Source organism: Pedobacter cryoconitis (assembly GCF_003259615.1).
Taxonomy (GTDB): domain Bacteria; phylum Bacteroidota; class Bacteroidia; order Sphingobacteriales; family Sphingobacteriaceae; genus Pedobacter; species Pedobacter cryoconitis.
Genome location: NZ_QLLR01000016.1, coordinates 52,995 through 79,754, shown reverse-complemented (window position 1 = coordinate 79,754; position 26,760 = coordinate 52,995). Strand labels below are relative to the sequence as shown.

At 40.2% G+C, this 26,760-nt stretch carries 18 protein-coding genes and 1 tRNA gene; 6 read left to right on the top strand and 13 right to left on the bottom strand.

The window, feature by feature from the left end:
* The first annotated feature begins 17 nt into the window (after positions 1 to 17).
* Positions 18 to 869, top strand: coding sequence for a cupin-like domain-containing protein (locus tag LY11_RS15465; RefSeq protein ID WP_111634563.1), 852 nt, complete (start codon positions 18 to 20; stop codon positions 867 to 869).
* Positions 870 to 1,077: 208 nt separating this feature from the next.
* Here LY11_RS15465 and ilvA read toward each other — a convergent pair whose 3' ends face one another.
* From ilvA to atpD, 13 genes are all read right to left on the bottom strand, one after another.
* Positions 1,078 to 2,328 carry a threonine ammonia-lyase IlvA gene (gene ilvA, locus LY11_RS15460; RefSeq protein WP_111634562.1) on the bottom strand — a complete coding sequence of 417 codons (1,251 nt, stop codon included), beginning with the start codon at positions 2,326 to 2,328 and terminating at the stop codon, positions 1,078 to 1,080.
* A gap of 1 nt (position 2,329) precedes the next feature.
* Positions 2,330 to 3,838, bottom strand: coding sequence for a 2-isopropylmalate synthase (locus LY11_RS15455; RefSeq protein WP_111634628.1), 1,509 nt, complete (start codon positions 3,836 to 3,838; stop codon positions 2,330 to 2,332).
* 9 nt (positions 3,839 to 3,847) lie between these two features.
* Positions 3,848 to 4,939 carry a 3-isopropylmalate dehydrogenase gene (leuB, locus tag LY11_RS15450; RefSeq protein ID WP_111634561.1) on the bottom strand — a complete coding sequence of 364 codons (1,092 nt, stop codon included), beginning with the start codon at positions 4,937 to 4,939 and terminating at the stop codon, positions 3,848 to 3,850.
* A complete protein-coding gene (locus tag LY11_RS15445) occupies positions 4,936 to 6,408 on the bottom strand; it encodes an ATP-binding cassette domain-containing protein (protein ID WP_211321566.1) in 1,473 nt (490 codons plus the stop codon). The genes leuB and LY11_RS15445 overlap by 4 nt, the downstream gene beginning before the upstream one ends.
* The gene (gene leuD / locus LY11_RS15440) at positions 6,408 to 6,992 is read right to left on the bottom strand and encodes a 3-isopropylmalate dehydratase small subunit (RefSeq protein ID WP_111634559.1); all 585 of its coding nucleotides are present in this window, start codon (positions 6,990 to 6,992) and stop codon (positions 6,408 to 6,410) included. Before leuD ends, LY11_RS15445 begins: the two co-directional genes overlap by 1 nt.
* 19 nt (positions 6,993 to 7,011) lie before the next feature.
* Positions 7,012 to 8,418, bottom strand: coding sequence for a 3-isopropylmalate dehydratase large subunit (gene leuC / locus LY11_RS15435; RefSeq protein WP_111634558.1), 1,407 nt, complete (start codon positions 8,416 to 8,418; stop codon positions 7,012 to 7,014).
* 57 nt (positions 8,419 to 8,475) lie between these two features.
* Positions 8,476 to 9,957 carry a ketol-acid reductoisomerase gene (gene ilvC, locus LY11_RS15430; RefSeq protein WP_111634557.1) on the bottom strand — a complete coding sequence of 494 codons (1,482 nt, stop codon included), beginning with the start codon at positions 9,955 to 9,957 and terminating at the stop codon, positions 8,476 to 8,478.
* A 71-nt stretch (positions 9,958 to 10,028) separates the two neighbouring features.
* Entirely contained in the window at positions 10,029 to 10,649 is a 621-nt protein-coding gene (ilvN, locus tag LY11_RS15425; protein ID WP_111634556.1) for an acetolactate synthase small subunit, read from the bottom strand.
* Positions 10,650 to 10,658: 9 nt separating this feature from the next.
* A complete protein-coding gene (gene ilvB / locus LY11_RS15420; RefSeq protein WP_111634555.1) occupies positions 10,659 to 12,398 on the bottom strand; it encodes a biosynthetic-type acetolactate synthase large subunit in 1,740 nt (579 codons plus the stop codon).
* Positions 12,399 to 12,430: 32 nt separating this feature from the next.
* On the bottom strand, positions 12,431 to 14,131 hold the full coding sequence (gene ilvD / locus LY11_RS15415) for a dihydroxy-acid dehydratase (RefSeq protein WP_111634554.1): 1,701 nt from the start codon (positions 14,129 to 14,131) through the stop codon (positions 12,431 to 12,433).
* Positions 14,132 to 14,149: 18 nt separating this feature from the next.
* Entirely contained in the window at positions 14,150 to 15,040 is an 891-nt protein-coding gene (locus LY11_RS15410; RefSeq protein ID WP_111634553.1) for a branched-chain amino acid transaminase, read from the bottom strand.
* 610 nt (positions 15,041 to 15,650) lie between these two features.
* Entirely contained in the window at positions 15,651 to 15,893 is a 243-nt protein-coding gene (atpC, locus tag LY11_RS15400) for an ATP synthase F1 subunit epsilon (protein WP_111634551.1), read from the bottom strand.
* Positions 15,894 to 15,915: 22 nt separating this feature from the next.
* Positions 15,916 to 17,421, bottom strand: a complete 1,506-nt coding sequence (gene atpD, locus LY11_RS15395; RefSeq protein WP_068406747.1) for a F0F1 ATP synthase subunit beta — start codon at positions 17,419 to 17,421, stop codon at positions 15,916 to 15,918.
* Positions 17,422 to 17,571: 150 nt separating this feature from the next.
* Between atpD and LY11_RS15390 the strand changes: the two genes are divergently transcribed.
* The 5 genes from LY11_RS15390 to LY11_RS15370 all read left to right on the top strand — a co-directional run bounded on the left by LY11_RS15390 (position 17,572) and on the right by LY11_RS15370 (position 26,757).
* On the top strand, positions 17,572 to 18,504 hold the full coding sequence (locus LY11_RS15390; protein WP_111634627.1) for an SDR family oxidoreductase: 933 nt from the start codon (positions 17,572 to 17,574) through the stop codon (positions 18,502 to 18,504).
* 31 nt (positions 18,505 to 18,535) lie between these two features.
* Positions 18,536 to 19,000 carry a redoxin domain-containing protein gene (locus LY11_RS15385; protein ID WP_111634550.1) on the top strand — a complete coding sequence of 155 codons (465 nt, stop codon included), beginning with the start codon at positions 18,536 to 18,538 and terminating at the stop codon, positions 18,998 to 19,000.
* A 106-nt stretch (positions 19,001 to 19,106) separates the two neighbouring features.
* Positions 19,107 to 19,180: transfer RNA gene (locus LY11_RS15380), tRNA-Arg, on the top strand.
* 289 nt (positions 19,181 to 19,469) lie between these two features.
* Positions 19,470 to 23,570, top strand: a complete 4,101-nt coding sequence (locus tag LY11_RS15375; protein ID WP_111634549.1) for a hybrid sensor histidine kinase/response regulator transcription factor — start codon at positions 19,470 to 19,472, stop codon at positions 23,568 to 23,570.
* An 82-nt stretch (positions 23,571 to 23,652) separates the two neighbouring features.
* The gene (locus LY11_RS15370; RefSeq protein ID WP_245952794.1) at positions 23,653 to 26,757 is read left to right on the top strand and encodes a SusC/RagA family TonB-linked outer membrane protein; all 3,105 of its coding nucleotides are present in this window, start codon (positions 23,653 to 23,655) and stop codon (positions 26,755 to 26,757) included.
* Positions 26,758 to 26,760: the final 3 nt, after the last annotated feature.

Sequence of the window (26,760 nt, the reverse complement as noted above, 5' to 3'; positions counted from 1 at the left end):
TTTTATAATTCTTGTTTATGGAAATTCAACGGAAGTCAAACCTTAGTTATCAGGAATTTATGGATGAGCATCATAATCCTGGAATCCCTGTGATTTTAACTGATGCAACCAAGGTCTGGAAGGCAAATGGTTTGTTTACGCCGGATTGGTTTCGCGAGAATTATCCGGAAAAAGAAAGTGATGTCATCAATAAGGAAACCGGAAAGCCTTATCGCATGAAAGAGGTAATGGATCTTGCTGAGCATAGTTCTGAAGAGAAGCTTGCGCCTTATCCGCTTACTTTTAATATCAGTAAGGAAATTCCCGAAATGCTGGATTTAATGCTGCCGCTTAATTTAGGATATGCAAAACCGAACTGGTTAGAATCATCCTCATTTAAACGTGGAAATTGGGGCGGGATCATCGAGCTTTTTGTTGGCGGCCCGGGTGGCAAATTTCCTTATGTACATAAAGATTATTATCATTTGAGTGCATGGATCAATCAACTGTATGGGGAGAAAATGTTTACAGTTTTTCCACGTGGGCAGGAGAAGTTTTTATACGCCACCGAAAAGAATCAATGGCGCTCTGAAGTGAATGTTTTTAATCCTGATTTAGAGAAACATCCGGAGTTTAAACATGCTACGCCAATTAGTTTTAAAGTAAGTGCTGGCGAAACACTGTATATCCCTTTTGGGATCTGGCATACGGCGCATTCCTTGTCGCCTACAATATCAGTGGCCTTTGATCAGTTGAATAGTAAAAACTTTCCTTTATTTATGAATGATGTGTGGAATTTTAAGAAGGAGGGCAGTAAGGTAAAAGCTGTTGCGGCTTATTTGTATGCACTTGCCTCTGGAATGGGATGCCGCTTAAAAGAGAATATCTAAGCGCAAGTTGAGAGTTAATATATAAATAAGTTGAAAGATAATATATAAAAGATAACAGGTGAAGTATAACAGGTGAATTGTAACAGCTGAAAGATAATATCAGGTATAAAAAATTGATACCAATGGAATCAAAAAAGACCTTAGCTATTCGGTCAGCTAAGGTCTTTTTTGTTGAAGCGGAAGATTATTATACCAGTTGTTAAATCTGTTATACCAGGTATTCAAATAAAGTCTGATCATCATTCAGATCAATAACTTCAAACTTAAATTCTGCCATTCTCTCTTTCAAAGAAGTATAATCGGAGCTTTCCTGTAATTCAATACCGACCAGTGCAGGGCCATTCTCGCGGTTTGTCTTTTTGATAAATTCAAAACGGGTAATGTCATCGTGAGGCCCTAATACATTATTTACGAAGGACTTCAATGCACCCGGTCTTTGTGGAAAACGAACAATGAAATAATGCTTCAGTCCTTCGAAAAGTAAAGACTTCTCTTTAATTTCCTGCATTCTCTCAATATCGTTGTTACCGCCGCTCACAATACAAACTACTGTTTTACCTGCAATTGTATCCTTTAGCTGATCTAGTGCAGCTACAGCAAGCGCTCCTGCTGGTTCCACGACAATCGCATCTTCGTTGTATAATTTTAAGATAGTGGTACAGATTTTTCCTTCAGGAATTAATAACATCTGATCCAGTAAATCACTGCAATACTTAAAATTGAGGTTACCCACACGTTTTACAGCTGCACCGTCTACAAAACGATCAATATAATCAAGTGTAACCGGACTGCCGTTCTTTAAAGCCTGATTCATGGAAGGTGCACCTTCAGGTTCTACACCAATCAGCTTAATCTGCGGATTGATGTTTTTGAAGTAGCTGCCTACACCAGAAGCCAGACCGCCGCCGCCAATTGGCATCACGATAACCTCTGTTTCCGGAAGATCCTGATAAATTTCAACACCCACAGTTCCCTGACCTTCTATCACTTTAATGTTATCAAAAGGAGGAACGAAGACCATCTGATGTTCCGTAGTATAAACGAGTGCTTCCTTCATACAGTCATCAAAAGTATCACCGACAAGTATAATTTTGATGTTGTCTCCACCAAACATTTCAGTTTGTTTGATTTTCTGTCTGGGGGTAATCTCCGGCATAAAAATGACACCCTTGATGCCTAGCTTTTTACAAGAGTAGGCAACACCCTGAGCATGGTTTCCTGCACTTGCACAAACTACACCACGGCTGGTCTGCGTCGGATCAAGCGTGCTGATCATATTATAAGCACCACGCAATTTATAGGAACGCACCACCTGCAGATCTTCTCTTTTCAGATAGATTTTTGCATTGTATTTTAGGGATAGTCCTTCGTTATATTCTAATTGAGTACGCTTAACGGTATCAGCAATACGTGCGGCCGCAGCTTCAAAATCCAGTTCTACTTCCTTTTCCAACTCCATGTTATAAGAATTTATTTAATGCGTCCAGGTAAGCATCGGCTGATGCCTTAACAATATCAGTGCTGAAGCCATAACCTAAGTAAGAACGTTCTTCGAAAATCACTCTCATATTCACTTTACTGGTGTCGTCGCTACCGCCGTGCATCGCCTGAATGGTAAATTCTTTTAGCTGAATATTTTTACCAATGATGCTTTCTATAGCTTTAATTGTTGCATTCACAGGGCCATTACCTTCAGCTTTTGCTTCTTTTTCTATGCCTTCGTGCTCTAATTTTACAACCGCTACCGGTAGTGCTGAATCTCCGCAAACTACATGTAAAGAGTTCAGTTTATAACCGTTTTTATAAGTATGTTCTTCTCCATCACTCATCAATGATAATAAATCATCATCTGAGATCTCCAATTTCTGATCGGCCAGCAAAAGGAATTTCTCATAAACCTGGTCCAGATTGATTTTTTCAATCACATAACCTAGTCTTTCCAGGTGATGTTTCAAGGCATGACGACCACTTCTCGCGGTCAGGATAATTCCTGCTGCATCGATCCCCACGTCCTCAGGGTTGATGATTTCGTAATTCTCTCTGTGTTTAAGGAAACCGTCCTGATGGATACCTGAGCTGTGTGCAAAGGCATTTTGTCCGATGATGGCCTTGTTCGGCTGTACCGGCATTCTCATCATACGGCTCACTTTAGCACTGATCTCGCTGAAGTGTTTGGTATTGATATTGGTTTTAAGGTTCAGGGCATGGTGTGTTTTTAAAACCATAGCCACTTCTTCCAATGCAGTATTACCTGCACGCTCACCGATACCATTAATGGTACACTCTACCTGACGTGCACCATTGATCACACCGGCCAAAGTATTGGCTGTCGCCAAACCTAAGTCATTGTGGCAATGCACAGAGATAATGGCCTGGTCTATATTCTGAACATTTTGTTTCAGGTAAAGGATTTTTGAACCGTATTGTTCCGGAAGGCAATAGCCATTGGTGTCAGGAATATTGACTACAGTGGCTCCTGCTGCAATTACAGCCTCAATCATCTGGGCCAGAAACGCATTGTCTGCGCGGCCGGCATCCTCTGCAAAAAACTCGATGTCTTCTACAAATTGTTTGGCGTACTTCACAGCTTCTACAGCACGCTGCAGAATTTCTTCGCGTGTACTGTTGAATTTATATTTGATGTGCATATCGGAAGAACCTATTCCAGTATGTATCCTTGGGCGTTTAGCATATTGTAAAGCAGCTACGGCTGAATCAATATCCTTCCTGTTTGCCCTGGTCAATGCACAAATAATTGGCTCTCTTACTGCTTTGGATAACTCAACTACACTTTGGAAATCACCAGGACTGGATATTGGGAAACCAGCTTCAATTACGTCTACGCCGAGCGCCTCCAGTGCCAGTGCAATTTCTATTTTTTCTGGGGTAGAAAGCTGGCAGCCTGGAACTTGTTCTCCATCACGAAGGGTCGTGTCAAATACGTAAACTCTATTAGGATCGTGTAGCATAGTCATGGTTTAGTTAGTGTAAGTTTGTTGTGTAATGAATTTTAAGACGAGTTTACCCATATCCTGAGTACCTAATACTTTGTACGGGCTGGTAGCGTCATCTGCGATGTCACTGGTTCTGTAACCGTCTTTTAATACCCTGTCAATAGTAGAAATGATGAGTTGTGCTTCTTCTTTTAAGCCAAAGCTGATTTCCAGCATCAGGGCAACGGATAGGATAGAGGCTAACGGGTTAGCCAGATCTTTACCTGTAATATCGTGTGCAGAGCCGTGAATTGGTTCAAAAAAGCCAGTTCCGTCTCCAATTGAGGCAGAAGCAAGCATACCCATGGAGCCTGCAATTTGTGAGGCTTCGTCAGTTAAAATATCACCGAACAGGTTTGCTGTTAAGACCACATCAAATTGCTTAGGATCTTTAATCAATTGCATCGCCGCGTTGTCAACAAATAAATGTTGTGTTTCCACTTCCGGGTATTGTTTAGCGATTTCCTGAACGGTTTCTCTCCATAATCTTGAACTTTCAAGCACGTTTGCTTTGTCTACAGAACATAGCTTTCTGCCACGCTGCATAGCTGCTTCGTAAGCTTTATGGGCAATTCGTTCTACTTCATATTTGTGATAGATCATCAAATCTGATGCGGTGTTTTTATCTTCTGATCTTGTCTTCTCACCGAAGTAAACATCGCCTGTAAGCTCTCTGAAAAACAGGATGTCTGTACCGCGCAGAATATGTGCTTTGATACTTGATGCGTTTAACAATTCATCAAATAATAGAATAGGGCGCAGGTTGGCATAAAGTCCGAGTTCTTTACGGATTTTAAGCAGCCCTTGTTCCGGACGTACTTTTAAAGAAGGATCATTGTCATATTTTGCATGGCCCACTGCTCCAAACAGGATCGCATCACTTTTTCTTGCTTTTTCTAAGGTTTCATCAGGTAATGGATTACCAGTAGCTTCAATAGCTGCATGTCCCATTAAGGCTTCGTCAAAAGTAAACTCATGATCAAAGCTGATTGCGATTTGTTCTAATACGGCTTTCCCCCATTGGGTTACTTCTGGTCCAATGCCATCCCCTGGTATAACTAATATGTTTTTCTTCATTTTAATATGGGTTCTAATATTTTTCCGACGGATTTTACTTCGCCGTTTTCCAATAAAATTCTGTTCTCTATACAAGCAGGCAGTTGTGTTTCAAAGTGGCCAACATAAATTAAGGTGGTTCCATTTTTACACAATTCATCTACGAGCTTGTTAAAATATTGTGTTTGTTGCTGGTCTAAGCCCTGACATGGTTCATCCAGGATAAGCAGTTCAGGGTTCTTGATAAGGGTACGGGCTAAAAAGGCCAGCCTTTGTTTCCCTAAAGGAAGCTGGTTGAGCAGGGTATCCTGGTATTCGGTAAGGCCGAAGTAATCAATTAATTCTGCTGCCTGTGTTTTTTTAGTATAATCCGCTTCACGAAATAAGCCTGAACTATCAAAGAATCCAGAAATGATACTTTGTTTGACAGTTGCCAGAGGATCAAAGTACCAGTGTAATTCTGGTGAGATCAGACCGATACGTTTTTTAATATCCCAGATACTTTCGCCACTGCCTCTTTTATGACCAAACAGGTAAAGATTGTTTGCATAAGCCTGGGGATGATCACCAGTGATTAAGCTCAATAAGGTTGATTTGCCAGAGCCGTTAGGGCCTTGCAGCAACCATTTTTCTCCTGCTTTAACTTCCCAGTTGATATTCTTTAAGACTTGTTTTTCACCGTAACTGATATTCACACCGATCATTTTGACCACGCTGTCAGCAGAGGAAACTGGAGCTTCTTTTAAAAAATCAGGAATTGGTTTGCTTTCTTCCTCTTCGTCAAATTCCTGCATATGTTCATTGGCTGAGATTTCAATTAACTGACCTCCGCTTAATGCAGCAAAACGATGAACGCAAGGAGGTAATTCTTTATCATTACTGATTAAAATCAATTGTGTTCCTGTTGCGGTAATCTCTTCAAACAGCACGTTCAAATGACGACGGGAAAGTTTATCCAATCCGTTATAGGGCTGATCTATAATTAATAGTTGTGGTTTAAGCCATAAAGCGCAGACCAGTTGTAATTTTTTATGTTCACCACTTGATAACTGGATCAGTGTAGCGTTTATTAAATCTGAAAAGCCTAAAGCGGTTAAAAGTTTCTCTGCTTCGCTGAATTGAAGCTGATGTTTTTTGCCATAGTTTTCCAGTTCTGCGCGCACAGTTGCAGTAGTTTCGGTTGCTTGTTTATTATAACGCTGCTGATAATAGAAATTAGATTGTCCTTCCAGGTCTTTAAATTGATACCAGTTGGCTACATAATGTACTACGGGAGCTAAGTTGCTTTTTGCATCAAAATTAATTTCAATATCGCCCTGAAATTTGATCAGACCAGCAATTGCCTTCGCCATTGATGTTTTTCCGCTGCCGCTAATCCCACGTAACAACCAGTTTTCATGGCGGTCTATTGTCCAGCTCAAATCCTGAAGTACCGTTTTTTGGTGATACTTCAGATTCAGATTTGTGATATGTACGATGGGTTGCGCCATTATTTTGCTTGTTCGAATGCTGCGATCAAATGTTTTTGGTTTAAGATAAAGTCGATGTCATCATAGCCGTTAATCAGACATGATTTTTTATAGGCATTGATCTCAAAATCAGCTTGCTCTCTGCTATCCACGATCGTGACAGTCTGCTTTTCCAGATCGACATCGAGCTGTGCTTTGTGATTTTTACCTACCGCAGTATAAATTGCGGATAAGAAGTCTTCACTGACCTGGATGGGTAACAGACCATTGTTTAAAGCGTTTCCTTTGAAGATGTCTGCAAAAAAGCTGCTGATCACTACGTCAAAACCTGCATCCTGAATTGCCCATGCTGCGTGTTCACGGCTACTGCCGCAACCAAAGTTCTTTCCTGCAACTAAAATCTGCCCGCTATAAGTAGCATCATTCAATACGAAATCTGGTTTTAAAGTATGGTCCCCATTGTAACGCCAGTCGCGGAACAGGTTCTCACCGAAACCTTCACGGGTTGTCGCTTTCAGGAACCTGGCCGGAATGATCTGGTCAGTATCAATATTTTCTATGTTTAAAGGCACAATTGCCGATGTTAGTTTCTCGAATTTTTTCATCAGTATATTACTTGTTTTTCTAAGCCTTGGTCAACATTTCTCTTACATCTGTAATTTTTCCTGTAACTGCCGCTGCTGCTGCTGTTAGCGGGCTTACCAGTAAAGTTCTTGCATCAGGACCCTGGCGACCTTCAAAGTTTCTGTTTGAAGTAGAAACGCAGTATTTTCCAGCAGGTATTTTATCTTCATTCATCCCCAAACATGCACTGCATCCTGGTTCACGAAGCTGAAAGCCTGCTTTTTCAAATATCTGGTCAAGACCTTCATTGATGGCCTGTTGTTCCACTTGTTTTGAACCCGGAACAATCCATACCGTTACATTTTCTGCTTTTTGTTTTCCTTTTACAAATTCTGCGACTTCACGCAAGTCTTCGATACGGGAATTGGTGCAGCTTCCAATAAATACATAATCAACAGGTTTTCCGATTAATGAAGAATCATCATCAAACCCCATATAATCCAATGCCTTTTGATAAGACAATTGTTCTTTGCCTGGTTGTGAACTTGTAGCTGGAATGTTTTCCTGAATGCCCATACCCATACCCGGATTTGTTCCGTAAGTAATCATTGGGGCAATGTCTTCAGCTTTGAACGTTAATACGCTATCAAATTTAGCATCAGCATCGCTGTATAAAGTTTTCCAATAGGCAAGGGCTTTATCCCATGCTGCACCTGCAGGGGCAAATTCTCTGCCTTTGATATAATCGAAAGTGGTTTGGTCAGGTGCAATTAATCCGCCTCTGGCACCCATTTCTATACTCATATTACAGATCGTCATCCGGGCTTCCATACTTAAAGCCTCAATTGCCGAACCTGCATATTCTATAAAATAACCAGTACCACCTGCGGCAGATATTTTAGAGATAATGTATAAAATAATGTCTTTAGCAGACACGCCTTTTCCTAAAGTACCGTTCACCTCGATTTTCATGGTCTTCGGTTTCTGCTGCAATAAACATTGTGTCGCAAAAACCTGTTCCACTTGTGAGGTACCAATACCGAATGCAATTGCACCAAAAGCGCCATGTGTAGAAGTGTGACTGTCACCACAAACCATTGTTTTTCCTGGTAACGTAATTCCCAGTTCAGGGCCGATTACGTGAACGATTCCCTGAAATGGATGACCCAGACCATACAGTTCGATACCGAATTCTGCACAGTTTTTAGTCAGCATATCAACCTGATAACGTGATAGTTCTTCCTTGATCGGCAGCAGCTGATCGATTGTAGGTACATTATGGTCGGCAGTAGCTACCGTTTGCTGCGGACGGAAAACGGGCAAACCTCTTTTGCGTAAGCCATCGAAAGCTTGCGGAGAGGTTACCTCGTGGATTAAGTGCGTATCAATATATAGAATATCAGGAAATCCTGTTTCGCTTTTTACAACGTGTGCATCCCATATTTTTTCTACTAATGTTTTTGACATCTTATGCTTGTTTTGTAAACCTCTCAGGCTATTGACCTGAGAGGTTTTATATTATTCTTATGCTGTTTTAATTGATTTCATTGCGGTCATTGCTTTTCTCAGTTCTGCACCGATAGTTTCAACCTGATGAGAACGGATAACTTCGTTTACTGCGATCAGTGCTCTGTTATCTACTGAACCATCTTTGCCTTCGTTAAAATTTTTACCAATCAGATCAGTATCTACTTGTTTCATGAAATCTGCCAGTAAAGGTTTACAAGCATGATCAAATAAATAACAACCATATTCTGCAGTATCAGAAATCACTCTGTTCATTTCAAATAACTTTTTACGTGCAATGGTATTAGCAATCAGCGGAGTTTCGTGTAAAGACTCATAGTATGCAGATTCAGGTTTAATACCTGCTTCTACCATAGTTTCAAAAGCTAATTCAACACCTGCTCTGATAAAAGCAACCATCAATAAAGCGTTGTCAAAGTATTCTTGTTCTCCGATTTTAACGTTACCTGCTGGTGTTTTTTCAAATGCTGTTTCACCAGTAGCTGCACGCCATGCCAATAAGTTTTTATCTCCCGCTGCCCAGTCTTCCATCATGGTACGGCTAAATTCACCACTCATAATGTCATCCTGATGTTTCTGGAACAATGGGCGCATAATTGTTTTCAGTTCTTCTGAGATTTCAAAAGCTTTGATCTTTGCCACGTTACTTAATCTGTCCATCATTGCAGTGATTCCACCTTGTTTTAAGGCTTCAGTGATCACTTCAACACCATATTGAACAAGTTTAGAAGCGTAACCTGCATCCACTCCTTTTTCAACCATTTTATCAAAAGACAGGATAGAGCCTGTTTGCAATAATCCGCAAAGGATAGTTTGCTCACCCATTAAATCTGATTTCACTTCGGCAACGAAAGATGATTTCAATACACCAGCTCTGTGTCCGCCTGTTCCAACGCAATATGCTTTTGCCTGTACCAGACCTTTTCCTTCAGGATCATTTTCAGGGTGTACAGCGATCAGGGTTGGTACACCGAAACCTCTTACATATTCTGCTCTTACTTCACTTCCAGGACATTTAGGAGCTACCATGATTACCGTAATATCTTTACGGATCTGCATGCCTTCTTCTACGATGTTAAAACCGTGTGAGTATAATAAAGTAGCGCCTTTTTTCATTAATGGCATAATTGCAGTAACCACCGCAGTATGTTGTTTATCAGGGGTCAGGTTGATGACAACATCAGCTTCAGGAATTAATTCTTCGTAAGTGCCTACAGTGAAATTGTTCTCTGTCGCATTTTTCCAGGAATCTCTTTTGCCTTCAATAGCTTCTTTACGTAAAGTATAAGAAACATTTAAACCACTATCTCTTAAGTTTAAACCTTGGTTTAGTCCTTGTGCGCCGCAGCCTACAATTACCAGTTTTTCCCCTTTTAATGCGTTTACATCATCCAGGAATTCTGAACTGTCCATGAAATCACAAACACCTAATTGGTTTAATTTTTCTCTAAGAGGAAGTGTGTTAAAATAATTTGACATCGTTTATTGTTTTTTGATTTTTAAGGTTCTTTTAATTGTTTTATTGGCTAATTTTATTGGTTCACAATGGTTTACATTGTAAATACGTTCTTTTCTTTGTCGAGGAACTCGTTTTCAATGACATCCTGACCCGGATCAAGGCGTTCAAATTCTCTCAGTTTGCTGTTGAAGCCTTTACTGTCTTTGATAATGGCAACACGTGCACTGCGCACAAATTCAATCAGTCCGTAAGGTTGTAATACTTCGATCAGTTTATCTGTTTCGGTACGGTGACCTGTGGTTTCAAATACGGTGTAATCTTTACGGATCACCACAGCTCTGGCTCCGTTTTCACGAAGTAAGCGTTCAACCACTACTTTCTCTACAATAGTATCAGTAGGTACTTTATACAGGGCTAGTTCCTGCCAGATAATATCTTCATTCGTATTAAAATATACTTTGAGAACTTCTACCTGTTTTTCAATTTGTCTGGCCAGTTTGCGAACTACTTCTTCGGTTTCAGTAATTAAGATATTGAAACGGTGGATGTGTTCAATTTCAGAAGGCGAAACATTCAGACTTTCAATATTAATCTTCCGTCTTGAAAATATAATCGCAATACGGTTAAGTATACCGATCTGATTTTCAGTATATACCGTAATGGTAAATTCTTGTTTAGCATTTGCTAACTCTATATCCTGAGAATTGCTCATAATCGTTAATTATTTAAGTCTGATTTCACTTACACTACAGCCCTGAGGAACCATAGGGAATACATTATGTTCTTTGCTTACCATCACCTCTAAAAGGAATGATCCGGGATGCTGCAGCATTTGTTCCAGGGAACCAACAAGATCAGCCCGTTCAGTAACTTTTTTGCCGGCGATATAATACGATTCAGCAAGTTTCACGAAATCAGGACTGGTAATATCTACGAAAGAGTAACGCTTCTCATTAAATAATTGCTGCCATTGACGAACCATACCTAAAAACTGGTTATTCAGGATCAGGATTTTAACGTCTACACCGAATTGCATAATCGTACCTAATTCCTGTAGTGTCATCTGAAATCCTCCGTCACCAATTACGGCAACAACTGTACGGTTTGGTGCACCGAATTTAGCACCTATAGCTGCTGGTAAACCAAAACCCATGGTTCCTAATCCGCCACTGGTTACTGTAAGGCGGGTTGCATTCAGTTTTCCGTATCTGCAGGCTACCATCTGGTGCTGGCCAACATCACTTACAATGACTGCTTCGCCTTTGGTCAGGATATTCAATTGATGAATAACTTCACCCATGGTCAGCTCTCCGCTTTGCGGGTTTAATTCTGGTTCGATCAGCTCTTCCTGTTCAATTTTCTCGTAAGCCTTGAATTCTGCTAACCAGCCTGCATGCGTTTTTTCAGTAATCAGGTTTGTTAATAAAGGAAGTGTCTCTTTACAGTCTCCCCAAACGGGTACATCTGCTTTTACGTTTTTATCAATTTCTGCAGGGTCAATATCTAAGTGGACAACTTTGGCCTGTTTTGCATATTTATCCAGACGGCCTGTTACCCGGTCATCAAAACGCATTCCGATAGCAATCAGTACGTCACATGAATTGGTTTGTACGTTAGGGCCATAGTTACCGTGCATGCCCAGCATTCCTACATTCAGTGGGTGATCTGTTGGAATTGCACCCGCACCAAGGATTGTCCAGGCTGCAGGGATACCACTTTTTTCTACAAAAGCTTTGAATTCTTCTTCTGCATTTCCTAATGATACACCTTGTCCGAAAAGGATAAATGGTTTTTTAGCGTTATTAATTAAAGCAGCTGCCTGCTCAATATATTCGTTTCTGATAATTGGTTTTGGGCGATAACTTCTGATATGCGTACAAGGGACATAGCCTTCGTAATCAAATAATTGCATCTGCGCATTTTTGGTAATATCAATTAATACCGGGCCTGGTCTTCCGCTTCTGGCAATGTAAAATGCTTTAGCCAGTGCAGCAGGAATTTCATTGGCATCTGTTACCTGGTAATTCCATTTAGTAACAGGGGTAGTGATATTGATTACATCAGTTTCCTGAAAAGCATCTGTTCCTAAAAGGTGTGCAAATACTTGTCCTGTAATACAAACTAAGGGGGTACTGTCTATTTGTGCATCAGCTAATCCGGTAACCAGGTTAGTGGCACCTGGGCCGCTGGTTGCGAAGACTACGCCGACTTTACCCGAAGTACGGGCAAAACCCTGAGCGGCGTGTGTAGCGCCTTGCTCATGTCTTACTAATATGTGGTTTAACTTTTCTTTATAGTCGTAAATAGCGTCATAGATAGGCATGATCGCTCCGCCGGGATAACCGAAAATAGTTTCAGTTCCTTCGGCAATTAATCCTTCCAGCAAGGCTACCGAGCCTGTTACCTGCGTGGTCTTTTTAGGTTCTGCCAGCTTGGTCGTTACCTCTTGTGTAGTGTCCATTTTGTTCGCGTTTAAATTGGGGCTTAGGTTAATTAATCAGTGTAAGCATCAGTAACACAGCCTTCGCTCGCATTACTTACTTGTTTCAGGTATTTATAAAGGACTCCGCTTTTGACGGGTGGTGGTAACTGTTTCCATTCGGCTCTTCTTTGTGCAAGTTCCTCGTCAGATATGTTTAATTGCAGGGTGTTGTTAACTGCATCTATCGTGATAATGTCATTGTCTCTAACCAATCCGATGTTTCCTCCATCCCAGGCTTCTGGTGTAATATGACCTACTACAAAACCATGCGTACCTCCTGAAAAACGTCCGTCAGTAATTAATGCCACTGATTTCCCCAAGCCTGCACCAATAATTGCAGAAGTTGGTTTTAACATTTCTGGCATCCCAGGTGCTCCTTTTGGACCTACATTAGTGATAACAACTACGTCTCCGCGTTGTACTTTTCCGCTTTGAATTCCTGCGATCAGTTTTTGCTCTCCTTCGAAGACGCGGGCAGGGCCTTCAAATTTTTCTCCTTCTTTACCGCTGATTTTAGCTACTGCACCTTTTTCGGCCAGGTTGCCATAAAGCATTTGTAAGTGACCGGTAGCTTTTAACGGACTGGTTACCGGGAAAATGATTTTCTGTTCGTCGAAATTAAGGTCTACTGCATCGGCTACGTTTTCTGCGATGGTTTTACCAGTAACAGTGATGCAATCTCCGTGGATCAATCCAACTTTTAACAGGTATTTTAAAACTGCTGGTATACCACCTATTTCATGGACATCTTCCATTAGGTATTGACCGCTTGGTTTCAGATCGGCTAAAACAGGCGTATTGTCACTGATATTCTGGAAGTCTTCTAATTTTAAGCTAAGGCCTACCGATTTTGCCATCGCGATTAAATGCAGTACGGCATTTGTTGATCCGCCTAGCACCATTACTGTTACAATTGCATTGTGAAATGCTTTGTCAGTCATAATATCTGAGGGAAGGATGTTGCGCTCCAATAGTACTCTGATTGCTTTTCCTGCGCGGAAACATTCATCTTTTTTCTCGTCACTCAGTGCCGGATAAGATGAGCTGTATGGCAAGCTCATTCCTAAAGCCTCAATTGCTGAGGCCATGGTATTCGCGGTATACATACCGCCACAAGCCCCCGCACCGGGACAGGTATGACGGATGATACCTTGATAATCTTCTTCTGATAAGTTACCAGCTAATTTTTCTCCTAATGCTTCAAAAGCAGAGACTATATTTAATGATTTTCCTTTGTATTTTCCTGAATGGATACTACCACCGTAAACCATAATCGAAGGTCTGTTTAAGCGCCCCATGGCCATGATTGAACCTGGCATGTTTTTATCACAGCCTGGAATAGTAATCAGGCCGTCGTAGTATTGTCCGCCACAGATTGTTTCAATAGAGTCTGCAATTACGTCTCTGGAAACCAGGGAGTAACGCATACCGTCTGTGCCGTTTGACATCCCATCACTGACACCAATTGTACCGAAGGTTAAACCGACCATATCATTTTTCCACACGCCGTCTTTAACGATTTTAGCCAAATCATTTAAGTGCATATTACAGGTGTTTCCATCATATCCCATGCTGGCAATACCCACCTGTGCTTTTTGCATATCTTCTGTGGTCAAACCAATACCATACAACATTGCTTGTGCGCCTGGTTGGGTAGGATCTTGTGTGAAAACTTTGCTGTATCGGTTCAGTTCTGGTGCTTCTTGTGACATCTTATCTTTTTATAGGTTTTATATGATTACTTCGTAGTTTTGTTTTTCTAATACTAATGCTTTATAAGTGCGCTGTATGGTTGCACCTAAGGTTTCTGTCCATGTTGCAGGGAAAATGGCTTCATCTACAGAGGCAATACCGATAACTTCTGCTGCTGTTCCGCAGAAGAAAGCGCTGTCTGCATTTTTCAGGTCATCCACTGATAAGTGTTTTTCAATACATTCTATATCCAGTGTTTTACATAATCTGATCACAGTTGCCCTGGTAATTCCTGCAAGGATATTTCCTAGTGGGGGAGTATACAGTTTCCCGTTTTTCTCGATGAAAATATTAGCTCCCGGGGCCTCAGCGATATTATTATTCATATCCAGTAAGATAGCTTCGTCAAAACCTTTGCTTTTTGCTTCGGTAGTCGCCAATATTGAATTGATATAATGTCCGCTTGCTTTAGCTTCTACGTGTGTAGATTTAGGATTTGGTCTTTGGTAGCTGGAAATACAAACTTTTTGTAATTGTGTTCCAAGATATGCTCCCCATTCCCAGGCACAGATCATAATCGAGACTTCTGTTGCTGGTGATAAGGTCATATTAGGTGCGCAATACACTAATGGACGGATATAAGCGTCTTTTAATTTATTCTTTTCCAGTAATTTATAGGTCTGTTTGATCAGTTCATTAATATCATACGGAAATGGGATGTGCATCAGTTCAGCAGAACGCTTCAGGCGCTCGTAGTGCTCTTTAGCTTTAAATATCCTGGTTCCGTTATGTGTATTGTACGCACGGATACCTTCAAACACTGCATAGCCATAATGTAAAGATTGACTATACAAGCTTGTCTTGGCTTCCGGGGCTTTGATGAACTTCCCGTTTAGGTAAAGTACTGTGGCTGAATCGTAGTATTGCATTTTTTCTTGGTTTCGGTGGTTTGGTTTTGCTCTTACTAAAAAAGCGCCTCTGTTGGGAGGCGCTTTCTGATATTTTTCTAGGTTAAATATTCATTTACAGCGCCTTACTCTCCTGAAGAATCAGCAGAATAATTAGGTTAATAATGACATTAATTTGCGCTTTGAATAAACCTTGCATTTTCTTGTATTTTATGTTTGCTTTATATAAATACAATTTAGTTTTTGCTTTACAAACTGTCAATAGCAGAATGAAAATAAATGAAAAAAAATATAATGTATAAAATAGATGTAAATTCAATATAAAATTTGCCATGAAATAGGATTAACCTTTCTAAAACTGGTGTCTACTATACCAAATATGATATTGGTATTCGGTATAGGTTTTATGCTTGCATTATAATTTTAGAGAAATTCTGCTTAAAATCTGGAAAAGTGCTGAGAAATTTATAAAAACTGCTCAAATTAATGGGGTAGAAAAATGGATTTACTACTGTTTTATTGGAATGATAATCTTGGGGAGTTATGATCCTTTGTTAGGCAGAAAAAATAGCGCATAAAAAAAGAGAGTACCCTTTTGGAGCACTCTCTTTTGATAATTTATGATTAAATATTAAGCTACACCCTCAGCTAAAACAATAATCTTGTTCTTTAAAACCTCTACAACGCCACCTTTAATAATAAAGATCTGTTCGTCAGTCTTGCTTTTAATAATTACTGGTCCATCTTCTAAAGTTGAAATAATAGGTGCATGATCTCTCAAAATCTGAAAAGATCCCATCGTTCCTGGTACAGTAACTGCTGTTACTTCGCCTTCGAAGACTTTTTTATCTGGTGTTAATATTTCTAATGTCATATGTTGAGTGTATACGCTTTAATTAAGCGTTTGCTTCAGCTAATAGTTTCTTTCCTTTTTCAATTGCATCATCGATGCCACCTACTAAGTTAAATGCAGCTTCAGGGTATTCATCAACTTCACCATCCATAATCATGTTGAATGCTTTGATGGTTTCTTTAATGTCAACCAATACACCTTTTAAGCCTGTAAATTGCTCAGCTACGTGGAAAGGTTGTGATAAGAAACGTTGAACACGACGTGCACGGTGAACGATTAATTTATCTTCTTCAGATAATTCATCCATACCTAAAATCGCAATAATATCCTGTAACTCTTTGTAACGTTGTAAAATTTCTTTCACACGTTGTGCAGTGTTATAGTGTTCGTCTCCTAAAATAGCCGGAGAAAGGATACGTGATGTAGAATCCAGTGGATCTACAGCAGGATAGATACCCAGCTCAGAAATTTTACGTGATAATACTGTTGTTGCATCTAAGTGGGCAAACGTTGTAGCCGGAGCCGGGTCAGTTAAATCATCCGCAGGTACATAAACTGCTTGTACGGAAGTAATTGATCCACGTTTAGTTGAAGTAATACGTTCTTGCATTAATCCCATTTCTGTTGCCAGAGTTGGTTGGTAACCTACTGCAGAAGGCATACGACCTAAAAGTGCCGATACTTCAGAACCAGCCTGAGTGAAACGGAAGATGTTATCCACGAAGAAAAGAATGTCTTTTCCAGCGCCTTCTCCATCACCATCACGGAAGTATTCAGCTACAGTTAATCCTGATAAAGCTACACGCGCACGTGCTCCAGGAGGCTCGTTCATTTGACCGAACACCAATGTTGCTTTAGATTCTTTTAATTTCTCTGTATCAACTTTGCTTAAGTCCCATCCACCTTTTTCCATTGAATGAAGGAATTCATCACCATAGTTGATTACACCAGATTCGATGAATTCACGTAAAAGGTCATTTCCTTCACGTGTACGCTCACCAACACCTGCGAATACTGATAAACCAGCATATGCTTTCGCAATGTTGTTTACCAATTCCATGATCAATACAGTTTTACCTACACCTGCACCACCAAATAATCCAATTTTACCACCTTTAACGTAAGGTTCTAATAAATCGATTACTTTGATACCTGTATAAAGTACTTCTGATTCTGTTGACAGTTCGTCGAAACGTGGAGGGGCGTTGTGAATAGATTTACCGCCAGTTTTATCAACTGCGTTAATTCCATCAATAGCTTCACCTACAACATTGAATAAACGACCCTTGATTTGATCACCAATAGGCATTTTAATAGGAGAGCCAGTATCAACTGCGGCCATTCCACGTACTAAACCATCAGTCGAGTCCATTGCAATTGCACGGACGCGGTCTTCACCAAGATGTTGTTGAACTTCTAAAACGATCTTCTGTCCGTTTTCTTTTTCAATCTCTAATGCAGAGAAGATTTGAGGTAAATGAGCATCGTCAGCAAAACTCACGTCTACTACCGGTCCTATAATCTGCGCTATTTTTCCAATGTTAGGCATATATTGTTTTTGGTAAAATTATAAATATCAAATTGTTAAAGGCCGTTTTAAAGGCTTCAATTCGGTTTGCAAAGCTAAGGATTTTCGATATAATTTTTGTATATAAATAAAAAGTTTTTCCACAGTTTTTTTATCAATAATTTAGTGGGCATGAAAACAGTATTAGTTACGGGCAGTAACGGGCTTCTCGGACAGAAAATTACCTCCGCAATATTGTCAGCAAAGCAGTTTAACCTGGTGGCAACTTCGAAAGGTGAAAATCGTTTTAAGATTACTCAGGGCTATGTCTATGCGGAAATGGATATTCTTGATCCTGTAAATGTCAGAGACGTTCTGGAGCGTTACAGGCCTGATGCAATTATCCATACGGCTGCACTAACAAATGTTGATAAATGCGAGACGGAAAAAGAGCTGGCATATGCACTGAATGTGGAAGCGGTAAAAACATTAATCACGATTTGTGAGGAATACAATATACAATTGGTTCATTTGTCTACGGATTTTATTTTTGATGGATTGAATGGCCCATATCTTGAATCGGATGTTCCGAATCCTTTAAGCTATTATGGAAAGACAAAATTAGAAGCAGAGGAACTGATTCAAAGTGCTTCTTGTAAGTGGGCTATTTTACGTACTATCATTGTATATGGAATTATCAGTGATGAAAGCAGAAGTAACATTGTACTGTGGGCTAAGGGGGCGCTGGAGAAAGGGATTCCTATTAATGTAGTCAATGATCAGTGGCGGATGCCAACTCTGGCAGAGGATCTGGCAGATGCCTGCCTTTTAGTTGTAGAGAAGGATGCGCATGGTGTGTTTAATATTTCAGGGAAAGATATGATGGGTGTTTCAGAATTGGTATTCAGGGTTGCTGATTTTTGGAATTTAAATAAGGAATTGATTACAGAGATTAGCGCAGCTTCTCTTAATCAGCCGGCACCAAGACCAGCAAGGACTGGTTTTATATTAGATAAAGCTATTCAAGAGCTTGGTTATGCGCCACGCAGTTTTGAGCAGGGGCTGGCTTTGCTGGATGAACAATTAAAAGAAAGAGAACGGCTGACTGAACAGGAAGCGAAATAGATAATTATACATACAACTAACATATATTAAAATGGGATTACAAATAGGCGATCAGGCTCCGGATTTTAAATTATTCAGCTCAGATTTAAAAGAGACATCATTAGCTGATTTCAAAGGAAAGAAATTAGTATTACAGTTTTTCCCAATGGCTTTTACTGGTACATGCACTACTCAGCTTTGTACCATGAGAGATAGTTTTGGTTTTTACCAGGGAATGAATGCTGAAGTATTGGGTATTTCTGTGGATTCGCCTTTTACATTGGCAAAATTTAAAGAAGAGCAGTTCTATCAGTTCCCTTTATTATCGGATTTTAACAAAGAAACGTCCAGAGCTTATCAGTCAATTTATGAAGAATTTGTCTATAATTTGAAAGGTGTATCCAAAAGAGCTGCTTTTGTGATCGACGAAGAAGGAAAAATTATTTATGCTGAAGTTTTAGAATCGGCAGGTGATCTTCCTGATTTCGATGCAATTAAGAAAGTTGTAGAGGGATAGTCAGGCTAAGGTGCTTTATTTATTTGAATATTTATTTGAAAAAAGTTTTGAATTTCAAATAGAAATACTACTTTTGCAATCCCAAAGCGATACAGAATTGGGAAACGCATTTGTAGCTCAATTGGATAGAGCATCTCACTACGGATGAGAAGGTTTGGGGTTCGAATCCCTACAAGTGCACTGAAAGCCTTAGAGAAATCTAAGGCTTTTCTTGTTTCGGGGAGGTTCTATAGTTCATGATATTCCCAAAATGTGAATACTTTACATTTTGCATTCTCGAACTCCTGATTTTCTTGTAACTGCTTCGTGGACTTTTGAGTTCGTAAACTGGTTTCATCGTCGCAAAAATGTACGAACAAGCTTGAACACCTAAAAAGGCTTTTAATGTCATTCGGACAGTGTTGTTAAAGTTCGTGCGGAAGAATTGTCGTATATTGTACGTGTTAATCTGCAATCCCAATACTTATCGATGAATCACTTTTTAAAGGTCTATTTCGCAGTCTTTTTTATTTGTATTGCCAGGCAGAGCCCTGTATTGGGGCAAGAAACTAACGCATATTACTTTCAGCAGTTTGATAACCGGAATGGTTTATCAAACAGTGCTGTTAACAGGGTATTTCAGGATAAAGATCAATTGTTATGGGTCGGAACCTGGGACGGTTTAAATATGTATGATGGTACAGATTTCCGGATCTTCAATCACAATACCGAAAATCACGGTAACGGAATTGGTAACAATGTAATCCAGGATATTAAAGAAGATGAAAATGCTAACATCTGGATCAGTACGGTTGGTGGAATTACCCGATTTGAAAAGGCTACAGGCAAATTTTATCAATATTTTTACAATCTCAATATCAAACGGAGCATAACCGAAAAGGAATATAAATTGGTCGTTTCAGAAGATGGAACTGTTCTCTGCTATAGTAAAACATATGGTTTAAGCAGGTTTGACAGGCAAACCAATCAGTTTAAGCAAATGAAATCTGCCGATGGGTTTAAAGCAGTTGTCAAAATCGAAAGTGGAAAAGGTAATCTCATTTGGACACTGCAAAATGATGGGCAATTGTCCTTATTTAAAGCAGAGGGTAGTGGTATGAACCGGGTTCGAACCATAAAAGCCAATATCCGGATCGATAATTTTTTTCTTGTTAACAATAAGGTCCTTTTTACGGACGAAAAAAATGGATTATGGTCTTTGAATGATCAGTTTCAGGCGGTTAAACTCACTGAAATTCCCTCAGGTATTAAATCACTCAATTTTTACCGCTCCCACTATATTGCAGCCTGGGAAGGGCTTGGCATTGGCGTTTATGATGAAGCCTTTAAGCCGGCATTATTACTGCAGCATGAAGCTGGACAATTTACCAATACCAAAATAACGGCTGTTGAAGTTGCAAAAGATGACGTTTTGTGGATCGGGACGGATGGAAACGGGCTCATCAAAATTTATCCGAAGATCAATCACTTTGGACTGGTCAATAAAAACAATGTTGCCGATTTAATTAAGCCCGTACGTGCTTTTGTAGAGGTAGCGGGTAATTTATGGGTAGGAACCAAGGGAAAAGGTATCGTGATCCTGAAGAACTTGCGGAAGCAAGCTTTTAATCAAATTGAGAGACAAAGTGTAAATACCAGCAATGGTTTAACAAATGATGCCGTATATGCTTTAAAAAAAGGTGCTGAGCCTTATCTATATATCGGAACAGATGGAAAGGGCATCGATATTTACGATTTAAAAGCGAAAAAGGTGATCAATTGGTCGCAAGTGGCCGGAACATCAGCAGTGCCCGGTTTTGGTTCTGTTTATGCGATTGTAACTGATCCTGACAGTTCCCTGTGGCTGGGTACGAGCGGAAGTGGTTTGATCCATTTAAAACTGACCAAAAATAGCAATGGGGTACTCCGTTTAAACTATTTCAGACAGTTTCTTTCGAGCAACGGGAAAGGTCCGGCCAATGATATTATTTATGCACTGAGCGCTGATGATCAGGGCCGGCTCTGGATTGCCTGCCGATATGGAGGACTGAGCGTACTCGATAAGAAGACAGAACAATTCAAAACGTTTAAAGCTTCCACTGCTGCAAACAGTCTTTCCAACAATGACGTGCTGTCGCTATACCATGATCCTCAAAAGAGATTATGGATAGGAACCAGTTATGGTTTAAATATGCTGGTTCATTCCGAATCCTTAAAAGATAAGCCTGAATTTAAACGATTTACTATTAATGACGGCCTGCCGAACAATACCATCCATGGAATTGAAGGAGATAAATCGGGCAATATTTGGTTAAGTACGAATAAGGGGTTGGCTAAATTAAATACAACCAATGGTGCTTTTGCTAATTTCAGGGCGAGTGATGGCTTGCAGAGTAATGAATTCAGCGACGGCGCAGTTTGGAAGTCGGCTTCAGGGACATTGTTCTTTGGGGGGATTTATGGTTTCAATTATTTTGTCCCGGAGCAAATTGCCAGCAATAAATTACAACCGAATTTGCTGATCTCGGGCATTCAGATGGGGGGTAAGAATTTGGATGAAAACAGGCTGCAGGTATTGAAACTTGGAGGAGCTGCTGTTCCTGAATATATCCTGGCCAGAAAAAGCAATTTCTTCCAATTGAGCCTGAAGCCGATGAGTTATTTAAATGAAGCAAAGACTGAATTCGCTTTTAAACTTGCCGGACTTGATAAAAATTGGAACTACTCTGGTGCTATTGGCAATATTGTGTATAATAATGTACCTCCGGGTCAGTATACGCTGCAAGTAAGGTGGAGTAATGGTGAAGGTACTTGGACTGAAGGTGTAAGTGTTTTTAAGCTGGATGTTGAGCAGTATTTCTGGCTAACCTATCCGGTCTTATTTTGCTACTTTATAATCCTGATCGCTTCTGGGTATGCTTTTCATGTTTACCGGAAAAATAAACTTCAAATGAAGTACCAGCTCAGGATGGAACATCTGTTGAGAGAAAAAGAGGAAGAGGAGCACCTGCAGCGCCTGAATTTCTTCACCAATATTGCGCATGAAATCCAGACTCCATTAACTATGATCATGGGGTCTGTAGAGCGACTTCAAAAGAAGGATAGCAATTACTTCATTTCCATGATCCACCAGCATACGGCCAGGTTAACTTACCTGGTGCAGCAACTGCTGGAATTCAGAAAATCTGAGGCTGGTTATCTGAAAAAGAATGAGGACTATGTGGACATCAGCAAAATGCTGGATAGCCTTTCCTTTTTATTTATTCCATTAAGCGAACGAAATAAGCAAGTCTATATCCGGACCATTCCCGAAGATATTGCCGGACTTATAGATAAAGACAAATTTGAGAAAATCATGTTTAACTTATTGTCGAATGCCTTTAAACATTCTGGCAAAGGAGAAACTGTAAAATTAAACATTGCTTACAGTCCGGCCGGTTTATTGGAAATACGGGTTTCAAACTCCGGCTGTACCCTGAAGCCGGAGCACCTGGAGGTGATTTTCAATAAATTCTACGTCAGCAACGAACAACAAACCGAGAAGTTCAGTACTGGAATTGGCTTAGCCTTTACCAAAGAGCTCGCTGACTTGATTAACGCGGATATTCAGGTTAGCCTGGACAACGGTTGGATAGACTTTAGTGTAAGTATTCAATTGAATAAGGTTGCTGATGAAAATGAGGGAAAAGTGATTACTTCAGCTCCGTCTGCATTATATGAATCACTGGTGCAAGTGTATGAACAACCAGAACTACTTTCGGCTGAGGAGGAAAACAAAAACAGTTTGATTCACGATTTGCAGCAAGGGAACAAACAGAGTGTATTATTGGTTGAGGATGAGCCGGACCTTCGCTATCTGATCAAAAATGTATTGAAAGACCAGTATGTGGTTTATGAAGCGGCTAACGGGATAGAAGCACTGGCTTTTTTAAATAAAACTCTTCCCAATATCATTATTAGTGATGTGATGATGCCAGGTATGAACGGGCTGAAATTGTGCAGAACGCTTAAACAAACACCTGCAATGGCCCATATTCCTTTTGTTATTTTATCAGCAAGGGGCTCTGAAGACCATAAGGCCGAAGGTTATGAACTAGGTGCCGATGCCTATATCCCTAAACCTTTTCAGATCAACTATTTATTGGTTAGGATTCGGAAACTACTCGATTACCAGGAACGGATGGCGAGCCTGATTAAAGATCAGCACATCACTACGCAGTTTATGGACGCGGATATTGCCGACACAGATAAGAAATTTTTAGAATCGTTGTTGAAAGTTATTGAAGAAAACTTAAACGAGCCGGACCTGAATGCTGCAACGATTGAAGATGCGTTAGCCATCAGTAAAATGCAATTGTACCGCAGGCTGAAGAACCTGGCGGGAATGACCCCTTCAGAATTCATCAAAAGAATCCGCCTGAAACACGCTGCAGATATGCTGATCGTATCGCAATATACCGTTTCAGAAATCTTTTACCGGACCGGATTCAATAACAAATCTTATTTCTTCAGGGAATTTAAAAAAATCTATAACTGTGCTCCAAATGAGTACCGTCAACAGCAATACGAAGAAAATAACCCCGTTTCGTAACTATAGTGAACTAATTTGTAACTATAGTACACCTCTGAACAGTACCACTGTGATAAATTTGCTTTAACCAAATATATCACAGATGAAAAGAAATCTATATTTCTCTCTGGGTATGGTACTATTAATGGTACTTTCAGGTTTTGCAGCCCTGGCCCAGGTCAAAATTAGTGGAAAAGTTACTAACGAGTATAATGTCCCCTTTCCGGGTGTTATTGTTCAGCAACTCAATACACAAAACAAAACCGCTACAGATGCGAATGGTAATTACACCATTACCTTATCAGAGGCAGGTGCTAAATCACTCGTTTTTAATTATCTGGGCTATACCGCGCTTACCTTGCCTTATTCTGGCAGCGGACCTTTAAATGTTTCGCTTAAGCCGGGTACTTCAGATTTAGATGAAGTGGTTGTATTGGGGTATACCAGTCAGAAAAAGTCAGCATTAACAGGTGCTACTGGTTTGGTCAATATGGCTGATGCCGAAAAACGACGTGTTTCTGATGTATCCCAGGTACTGCAAGGTCAGGTTGCCGGGGTGCAGGTTACCCAAAGTACAGGTGCCCCTGGTGATCCGATTAACATCACTATTCGCGGGCAGGGTACCATCAATGGCAATAATCCTTTGTTTATTGTGGATGGGGTATCCACTTATGACATTTCCTTCTTAAATCCTGGGGACATCAAAACAATGACTGTATTGAAAGATGCTTCAGCTGCGGCCATGTATGGTTCAAGAGCTTCGGGCGGAGTGATTGTCATTACAACGAACCAGGGTGCTTCAGGACTCTCCAAAATTGATTTTACCTATTTCAACGGGATTCAGAAAGTTTCCAATTTGCCGAAGATGTTGAATACCCAGCAGTACTTGAATGTCCAGGAACAAGCCTGGAATAATACAACTGGCCTTTCCGGTACCAATCCTTATACTACTGCAAAATCAAGAACTGATCTTGCCAATACCGATTGGCTGAAAGAACTTTTTGAAACTGGCCGTTCGCAAAGCGCACAATTGTCGATTAGCGGAGGCTCTGATAAAATCACTTATCTGTTGGCTGGTGGTTATTATAAACAAGACGGCATTGTCATTTATGGCAATGACGGTTATAAAAGGCTGAACTTTAGGGCAAATGTAAATGCAAATGTGACAGATCGTTTTAAAGTCGGAACCAATCTGCAGATTTCTAATGAGACACAGGATGCTTTATCTTCGAAAGGAGATGCGCCTGGTATCATTCGCCATGCTTTTTTAAGACCACCTGTTTTGAGTGTTTACAAAGATCCGTCTGACCTAACCTGGTCTGCTGCAAATCCTTTTACTGATCTTCCTTTTTATAAGAACAATAATCAGGTAAATGGTTGGGATAAAAGCTTTGAATTGACCTCAAATCCCATTGCGCTGGCCAATTTTAGTAACGATAAGCGTACCAGTTTCAGAACATTTGGAAATGCTTATGGAGAATACGCATTTTTAAAAGATAAGAGCTTAAAAGTCAGGACAAACCTGGGTATGGATTTATTGTTCAGACATAACAAAGCTTTTCTTGTGAATTTTGGCGATGATAATGGAGAAGGTGCCAAGGATGCCAGCGGGAACTTTATCGATCCGGGAGCCGGCAGACAAAACCGTCCGAACGGATTAAATGAGGAAAGAGGGCAACAAACCAATATTACCTGGACCAATACGGTGTCTTATGATAAAATTATAGGGAAAAATGTATTCAACGCATTGGTGGGGTCTGAATACATCAGCAATAAATCTGATGCCATTTCTGCTTCCAGAAGAAGATACGATTATACCTCGCCCTCTTTTCAGTATATAGATTTAGGAGGTACTGCATTGAATTTGTTTAATGGTGGAAGCGGTACAGAGAACAACCTGTTTTCTGTATTTGGAACCGTAACTTATAGCTACGACAATAAATACTTTGTAACTGCAAATATGCGTGCCGACGCATCTTCCAGGTTTGGTGAAAATAACAAATGGGGCTATTTCCCTTCCTTCTCTGCAGGATGGAAAATATCAGAAGAAAATTTCATGAAACCTATGGAATGGATTTCTGATTTGAAACTAAGGGCGAGTTATGGTTCTTTAGGTAATCAGTATGCCATCGGGGATTATGATTATCAGACTCTTTTTACAAAGGATGGTGAAGAATATAAGAAATTAAGATATGGCAATCCTGATTTGAAATGGGAAAGAGTGACACAGGCAAATATCGGGCTTGATTTAGGCTTGATTAAAAATAGCTTGTATATCAGTATGGATTATTTTCAGAAAGTTACTTCTGATATTTTATTGCCCTTGCAGTTGCCGGGTTTTATCGGTGATTTACAGCCTACCAGGGTAAATGCAGGTGAGGTTAAAAATAAAGGTTTTGAATTTGGTTTAACTTATGCGAACAATGACCATGCCTTCAAATACCGTGTCAATGGAAACTTTGCTACACTTTCCAATCAGGTCACGAAGCTGCATCCAAACTTACCACTGGTGGGTGCTGACAATTCACCCTACAGAACTGTAGTGGGACAGCCTATAAATGCCTACTACGGCTACAAAATGGTCGGTATTTACCAAAACGCAGCTGAGATTGCCAGTTATTTGCATGGCACGCCAGGCTATGCGCAAAAACCGGGAGATATTAAATTTGCAGATTTGAATAACGATGGTATTATTGACGACAAGGACCGTACGTTTTTGGGTAGCAACATCCCTAAATTCACTTACGGACTAAATTTGTCTGGTTCTTATCGTGGTTTTGATTTGTCTGTATTGCTGCAAGGTGTTCAGGGAGTTGACCGATACAACCAATTGAAGCAGATCATAGACTATGATACCAGGCCATTTAATCATACCACGGCAGTTTTAGATGCCTGGCATGGAGAAGGTACTTCAAATACCACCCCCAGACTAAGTCAAAATGCAACCGGCGGAGAAAAAATCTCCAGTATTTTTGTGGAAGACGCTTCGTATCTGCGTATTAAAAATGTGGAACTAGGGTATTCTTTCGGAAACGTAATCAAAAAACTTAAAATGGGTGTTCAGGATATTCGGCTATATGTTTCTGGTCAAAATCTTTATACACGTACCAAATATACAGGACTTGATCCCGAGACTGTGGATCTGATCGACTATGGTACGTATCCGCAATCCAAAGCTTACTTGTTTGGCGTTAATATCAAATTTTAATTA